This is a genomic window from Anaerobutyricum hallii DSM 3353 (genome assembly GCF_000173975.1).
GTDB classification, from domain to species: domain Bacteria; phylum Bacillota; class Clostridia; order Lachnospirales; family Lachnospiraceae; genus Anaerobutyricum; species Anaerobutyricum hallii.
Window position 1 is genome coordinate 1 of the sequence record NZ_ACEP01000082.1, and the last position, 6,636, is coordinate 6,636.

A 6,636-nucleotide genomic window follows, 5' to 3' on the forward strand; every position below is an offset into this window, starting at 1 on the left:
AGAGGAAAGTTTTGAGACAACGAGAAAAACACAGCAGGAAATAAAAATATTGACAGGACAGATTCATACATTAAAAAGTAATGCCCGCGCGATTGGAGCAATGTCACTTTATGAATTAGCCGCTTCACTTGAAATAAGAGGGAAAATGCAGGATGAAAGCTATATAGAAAAGGCGATTCCTCTTTTGTTTTTTGAGTGGGAAAGAGCGTTAGATGGGATGTTTTTTTTCTTAGAAAATACAAAAAAATTTGTTCTGGAATCAGAAAAGAAAGAAAAAGAGAATGGGAAACAGAAGGTATACGGTGAGCTGACAGAAGAAGTAAATCAGGAGAAGTTATATGAGGAAACATATGACGGGATTTTGGAGGCAATAGGAAAATATCAAGGGAAATATGCAGAAGAACAGCTGGAAAAATTGTTGTCTTTAGAAAAGAATCCAAAGAAAAAGAAGATTTTGGGACAGGTACAAAAATCGGTGCAGAATTTGGAGTTCGAACAGGCAGAATCACTTATGAAAGGTACTTACTGGACGAATAAAGTTACGACAGAATGGGAGGACAGAAATGGGCAAAAATAGCATATTAATTGTAGACGATGATTTAATCTTATTAAAAACAGCAGAAGAAATATTGTCGAGTATTTATACGGTCAGCGTAGCGAAAAGCGGAAAACAGGCAATTACATTACTAAAAAAGGGTGTTGTGCCAGATTTGATATTGTTAGATATCGCTATGCCGGAAATGGATGGGTATACGACTCTGGAAAAAATGAAATCTATTCCGAATTGTCAGGATATTCCTGTAATATTTCTCACTGGATTTGCGGAGTCAGATTATGAAGTAAAAGGGTTAAAGGCAGGAGCAGTAGACTATATTGTAAAACCTTTTGTAAAAGAGGTCCTGCTTGCCAGAGTCGAAATGCATCTTGAAAGAAGCGCAAAAGAAACAGGAAAGTCTTTTGCAGATGCAGCAATTGAAAAAAATCGTGGAGAAATACAAAAGAAGCTGACACCAATTGAATGGAAGATTGCGCTGGCAGTTGCACAGGGAATGGAAAACCGTGAGATTGCGGAACAGATGAATTATTCCTATGGATATGTGAAAAATGTGATTGCCCGTATCTTTTCCAAGTTAGAAATTGAACGGCGCAGAGAGCTTCGAAAGCTGCTTATCGGATAATTTGACCTTGACAGAAAAACATAAAGCTGTAGAATAGTAGGGGTGTGTTATAAAAAGAAAAATTACAGAATATAGTGGAGGAATATATGAAAAAAGATTCTGCAAAAGATATAAAGATTGCTTTTTTTGACGTAGATGGAACGTTAGTTGATATGGAAAAAAAGGTAATCACCCCTGCGATGATCGAGACATTAAAACACCTGAAAGAGAATGGAATTATTTTATGTATGGCAACAGGACGCGGCCCATATCTTGTTCCATCTTTTCCAGGAATTGATTTTGATGTCTTTTTATCTTATAATGCGTCTTATTGTTATACAAAGGATGAGGTTATTTTTTCAAATCCTATCCCAAAAGAAGATGTAAAGGCAATTGTTGAGAATGCATCGGAAATCCATCGCCCGGTGTTCCTTGCCGGAGTAGAAGGCGGCGGTGCAAACGGTTGTGATAAAGATTTGGCAGATTATTTTGCCATTGCAAAGAGTAAAGTAAATATCCTTGATAACTTTGATTTTGAAAAACTCATGGATAAAAAAGTTTACCAGATGATGGTCGGCTGTTATAAAGAAGAATATGCAGACATTTTAAGAGATGTCGACGGTGCGAGAATTACTGCATGGTGGACAAGAGCGGCAGATATTACACCGGCAAATGGAAACAAAGGTGTCGGCGTAAGAAAAATTCTTGACTATTATCATTTAGATAAAGAGAATGCAATCGCCTTTGGTGATGGAACAAACGATATTGAAATGTTAGAAGCTGTAGGCACTGGTGTTGCAATGGGCAATGCAACCGATGATGTAAAAGCAGTTGCCGATGCAATCTGCGGACATGTTGCAGAAGATGGCATTTATCATTATTGCAAAGAACAGGGATTGATTTAGGAAATAGATAAATTTAATTAGGGATTACGTTAAAGATTACGATAAGGAGAACAGATGAATATAAAATTAGTAGCCGTAGATATGGATGGAACTTTGCTTAACAGTAAAAAAGAAATGCCGGAAGAATTTATTCCGTGGGTAAAAAGTCATCCAGAGATAAAGACAGTCATTGCCAGCGGAAGACAGTACTATACATTAGAAAGAGACTTTCTTCCAATCAGAGATAACCTTGCATTTATTGCAGAAAATGGAGGGCTTGTTTTCGAAAAAGGCGAGATTATTTTTAAAGATGAGATAGACAAGCAGGACGTGTTAAAATGTCTTGATATCATAGATAAAGTACCTTATGCAACACCTGTTATCTGCGGTGCGAAGTCTGCTTACATAACAAAAAAAGATGTGGATGAGGAAATCTACTATAATGTAGAAATGTACTACGAGAGAAGACAGATTGTAGAAGATTTAAGAAAAGTGGCAGACAATGATACAATCGTAAAGGTCGCTATCTATTTTAAGAAAGAAAAAGCTGAAGAATCCATGAAATATTTTGAAAATATCGGTGAGAAACTTACAGCCGTATTATCCGGAGCAAGCTGGATTGACATTGCCAACAAAACAGAAAGCAAGGGGAATGCAATCAAAGCTATATGTGAAAAGTACGGCATTGCACATACAGAAGCTATGGGATTTGGTGACTATTTAAATGATATGTCTCTGTTAGAAAGCTGCGGCGAAAGTTACTGTATGAAAAACGGACATCCTACCTTAAAAGCATTAGCAAAATATGTAACAGAGAAGACCAACGATGAAAATGGTGTAATGGAAGTGTTGAAAACACTTTAATTTTTCTAAATAGACAGACGAACCTGAAAGAAGCTGCATATCGCAGATGTATCTCTCAATTTTGTGAGAAAAGTATCTTATAAAAGTTTCTCCTTGCAAATATTGATTTTGACTCAGTTGTAAAAAACACAAAGTCACAAAATCAATATTTGCAAGGAGAAACTTTTAACGATACTATGTTCGCGCAGAATTGAGATTACATCTGCGGTATGCAGCTTCTTTTGGGTTCTGTTTCTTGGCTTTTCAAGAAAATTAAAGATTTTCAGGGAGAACTCGAATCTCGACTCAAGTATTGATTTATCAAAAAACTTATTGACATTTTAGTAAGTTACAACTAACATAAAATAGAAGAAGAATAAATATGTTAGTATAAATGCATAAGAAATAGGAATACCTAACGCGGGCTGTTTGGGGCTAACATAAATTTATTTGAAATAGAGGAAAGAAAGTTAAGAGGAGAGTTTGAGTTTATGTTTTTGGAAATAAAACAGATTAAAAAGTCTTTTGGTATGGGTGACAGCCGGATTGAGGTGCTAAAAGGGATTGATTTGGAGATTGAGAGGGGAGAGTTTTGTGTTCTTCTTGGACCTTCTGGTTCTGGAAAGTCTACGTTGTTAAATATTATTGGTGGGATTGATGGAGCGGATTCAGGCAGTATTACAATTGATGGAGAGCGTATCGAGGATATGACAGAGAAGAAGCTGTCTTTATACCGAAGAAAGCATCTCGGATACATTTTTCAGATGTATAATCTGATTCCGAATCTTACAGTGAGGGAAAATATTGAGGTTGGTGCATATTTGAGTGACAAGCCGCTTGATGTGGATGAACTGTTACATACACTTGGTATTTATGAGCATCAGCGCAAATTGCCGAACCAGCTTTCTGGTGGACAGCAGCAGAGAACAGCAATCGGAAGAGCAATTGTGAAGAATCCAGACATTTTGCTTTGTGATGAGCCAACAGGAGCGTTAGATTATAATACATCAAAAGATATTTTACGCCTTATTGAGACGGTCAATCAAAAGTATGGCAATACAATCGTTATGGTTACTCATAATGATGCGATAAAAGATATGGCAGACAGAGTTGTCAAGTTAAGAGACGGTATGATTCGAAAGAATTATACGAATGAACAGAAAGTTCCGGCGATGGAACTGGAGTGGTAGGAGGAGCGAGATATGAAAAATCCTTTAAGAAAAAGGCTTCTTCGGGAACTACGGCAGGAAATGGGAAAGTATCTTGTTGTATTTATTCTGATGGTAGCAACGATTGGGTTTGTTTCCGGCTTTTTAGTAGCAGATGGAAGTATGCTGACTGCCTATGATAACAGTTTTGAAAAATATAACATAGAGGATGGAAACTTTGCTACAGAAGAAAAAGTTTATAAAAATCAGCAGGAAACAATAGAAGGCTATGGTGTAAAACTTTATGAGAATTTTTATGTAGAGAAAGCTCTTTCTAATGGAAGTACTCTTCGTATTTTTAAAAACAGGGAAGAGGTAAATAAAGTCTGTCTCATGAAGGGAAAAATGCCGAAAGAAATCGGAGAAATCGCCATTGACAGAATGTATGCAGATAATAATAAACTATCTGTTGGAGATACATTAAAAAGTGGAAAGAAGACATGGAAAATTACTGGTCTTGTTGCCTTGTCTGATTACAGTGCCTTGTTCCAGAATAATAATGATACAATGTTTGATGCGATAAAGTTCGGTGTGGGCATTGTCACAAAGGAAGAATTTTCTTCTTTTAATGAAAGCCAGCTTACCTATGATTACGCATGGAAATATAATAAAAAGCCAAAGAACGAAAAGGAGGAGAAGAAAAGGTCAGAAGATTTCATGGAAGATATCGGAAAAGATATCACGTTAGAGAGTTTTATTCCACAGTATGTTAATCAGGCGATTCATTTTACAGGAGATGATATGGGAAGTGATGAAGCAATGATCATTGTACTTCTCTATATTGTCATGGTGATTATGGCATTTGTATTTGGAATTACAACAAGTAATACGATTCGAAAGGAAGCCGGAGTCATCGGAACACTCCGTGCATCTGGTTATACGAAAAATGAATTGATAAGGCATTATATGTCCATGCCAGTTTTTGTAACTCTTATCGGAGCGGTTGTCGGAAATATTTTAGGTTATACGATCTTTAAAAATGTTTGTGCAGGAATGTACTATGGAAGTTATAGCCTGCCAACCTATGTCACAGTCTGGAATGCGAAAGCCTTTTTACTTACAACGGTTGTCCCAGTACTGATTATGCTTGTTGTCAATTACGGCATACTGCGCAGCAAGTTAAAGTTGCCGCCGCTTAAATTTTTACGAAGAGACTTAAGCAGGAAAAAGCAAAAAAGAGCATTGCGCTTAAGCTCGAGAATCAATATCTTTTCAAGATTCCGACTGCGTGTTATTTTCCAGAACTTTAGTAATTATATTGTATTGTTTGTCGGAATTGTTTTTGCAAATTTATTATTATTTTTTGGATTACTTTTGCCCTCTGTACTTGACCACTATCAGACAGACATTCAGAACAATATGTTGGCCAAATACCAGTACATGCTTTCTGTTCCGACCAGTGCAATGAGCGGCAATAAAATATCCAGTTTATTTTCTTTGCTGGAGTATTCGCTTGGAGCAAAAACAGAAAATGAAGATGCGGAAGAATTTTCTGCGTACTCCTTAAACACAACACCGAAAACCTTTAAGAGTGAAGAAGTCACTTTATATGGTGTGAAGTCCGATAGTAAATACGTTAAAATTAATTTAAAAGATGAAAAAGCAGATTTACAGGCAGATAGTAAGGTCACAGCCGATGCGTATATTTCTTCTGCCTATGCAGATAAATTTTCCTTGCAGCCGGGAGATATGATCACTTTAAAAGAAAAATACGAAAAAGATAAGTATACCTTCCGGGTAAAAGGTATTTATGAGTATAATGGAGGCCTTTGTATTTTTATGAACCAGAATCAGTTAAACCGTATATTTGACCTCGGCTCTGACTATTACAGCGGCTACTTCTCTGATACCAAAATAACCGACATCAGTAGTAAATATATCGGCTCCGTCATCGACTTAGATGCCTTAACAAAAATTTCCCGCCAATTAGATGTATCCATGGGAAATATGATGGGACTGATTAATGGATTTGCCATCGCCATATTTTTAGTACTTATTTACCTGCTCTCAAAAATTATCATCGAAAAAAATGCCCAGTCTATCTCTATGGTAAAAATACTTGGTTACAGCAATGGGGAAATCAGCAGACTTTACATCCTGTCAACATCACTCGTTGTCGTGCTGTGCCTGCTCTTAAGCTTTCCAGTTGAAACCATATTGATGAAAGGCATCTTCCGGGAGATGATGCTTCAGAGCTTATCTGGATGGATTGCCCTATACATTGACCCAAAGATTTATGTCAAAATGTTTGTAATCGGACTGGTAACTTATGCGGTAGTCGCATTGCTTGAGTATCGGAAGATTCAGAAAGTACCGATGGATGAGGCATTGAAAAATGTAGAATAAAAACTTTTGATTTGTAGAGTTGGCAAAGCAGACGCCGCTACAGAAAAGTGATGGTCGGATTGCTAGAAGAATTATGAAGAACCTCTAAAAGATTTATTGATTTTGTTCCGTTGTGCTAAATGCTCCATTTTGCCCAATAAAGCAGAAACTTGCTCTCAAAACCTCCACTGGAGCTTTTTTCGACCTGCTAAGGCAGCA

6 protein-coding genes are annotated in these 6,636 nt (G+C 36.9%); all 6 read left to right on the forward strand.

Annotated features, from left to right (window positions below; genetic code table 11):
* Nucleotides 1–577, forward strand: a 577-nt coding sequence (locus EUBHAL_RS15910) for an Hpt domain-containing protein (RefSeq protein WP_005347683.1), incomplete at its 5' end; no start/stop codon positions are given.
* The gene (locus EUBHAL_RS07940; protein ID WP_005347687.1) at nucleotides 564–1,178 is read left to right on the forward strand and encodes a response regulator transcription factor; all 615 of its coding nucleotides are present in this window, start codon (nucleotides 564–566) and stop codon (nucleotides 1,176–1,178) included. The genes EUBHAL_RS15910 and EUBHAL_RS07940, both read left to right, overlap by 14 nt.
* Nucleotides 1,179–1,264: 86 nt before the next feature.
* Complete coding sequence (locus EUBHAL_RS07945) at nucleotides 1,265–2,062, forward strand: Cof-type HAD-IIB family hydrolase (protein ID WP_005347691.1); 798 nt, start codon at nucleotides 1,265–1,267, stop codon at nucleotides 2,060–2,062.
* 54 nt (nucleotides 2,063–2,116) lie between these two features.
* Nucleotides 2,117–2,905, forward strand: a complete 789-nt coding sequence (locus tag EUBHAL_RS07950) for a Cof-type HAD-IIB family hydrolase (protein ID WP_005347693.1) — start codon at nucleotides 2,117–2,119, stop codon at nucleotides 2,903–2,905.
* A 470-nt stretch (nucleotides 2,906–3,375) separates the two neighbouring features.
* Nucleotides 3,376–4,074: an ABC transporter ATP-binding protein gene (locus tag EUBHAL_RS07955; protein ID WP_005347695.1), complete on the forward strand. Its 699-nt coding sequence runs from the start codon at nucleotides 3,376–3,378 to the stop codon at nucleotides 4,072–4,074.
* A gap of 12 nt (nucleotides 4,075–4,086) precedes the next feature.
* Complete coding sequence (locus EUBHAL_RS07960; RefSeq protein ID WP_005347697.1) at nucleotides 4,087–6,438, forward strand: ABC transporter permease; 2,352 nt, start codon at nucleotides 4,087–4,089, stop codon at nucleotides 6,436–6,438.
* Nucleotides 6,439–6,636: the final 198 nt, after the last annotated feature.

What these genes read in the sequence shown, in the direction of transcription:
- EUBHAL_RS07945 (WP_005347691.1), top strand. Translation starts at nt 1,265, where the DNA reads ATGAAAAAAGATTCTGCAAAAGATATAAAGATTGCTTTTTTTGACGTA.
- EUBHAL_RS07940 (WP_005347687.1), top strand. Translation starts at nt 564, where the DNA reads ATGGGCAAAAATAGCATATTAATTGTAGACGATGATTTAATCTTATTA.
- EUBHAL_RS07950 (WP_005347693.1), top strand. Translation starts at nt 2,117, where the DNA reads ATGAATATAAAATTAGTAGCCGTAGATATGGATGGAACTTTGCTTAAC.
- EUBHAL_RS07955 (WP_005347695.1), top strand. Translation starts at nt 3,376, where the DNA reads ATGTTTTTGGAAATAAAACAGATTAAAAAGTCTTTTGGTATGGGTGAC.
- EUBHAL_RS07960 (WP_005347697.1), top strand. Translation starts at nt 4,087, where the DNA reads ATGAAAAATCCTTTAAGAAAAAGGCTTCTTCGGGAACTACGGCAGGAA.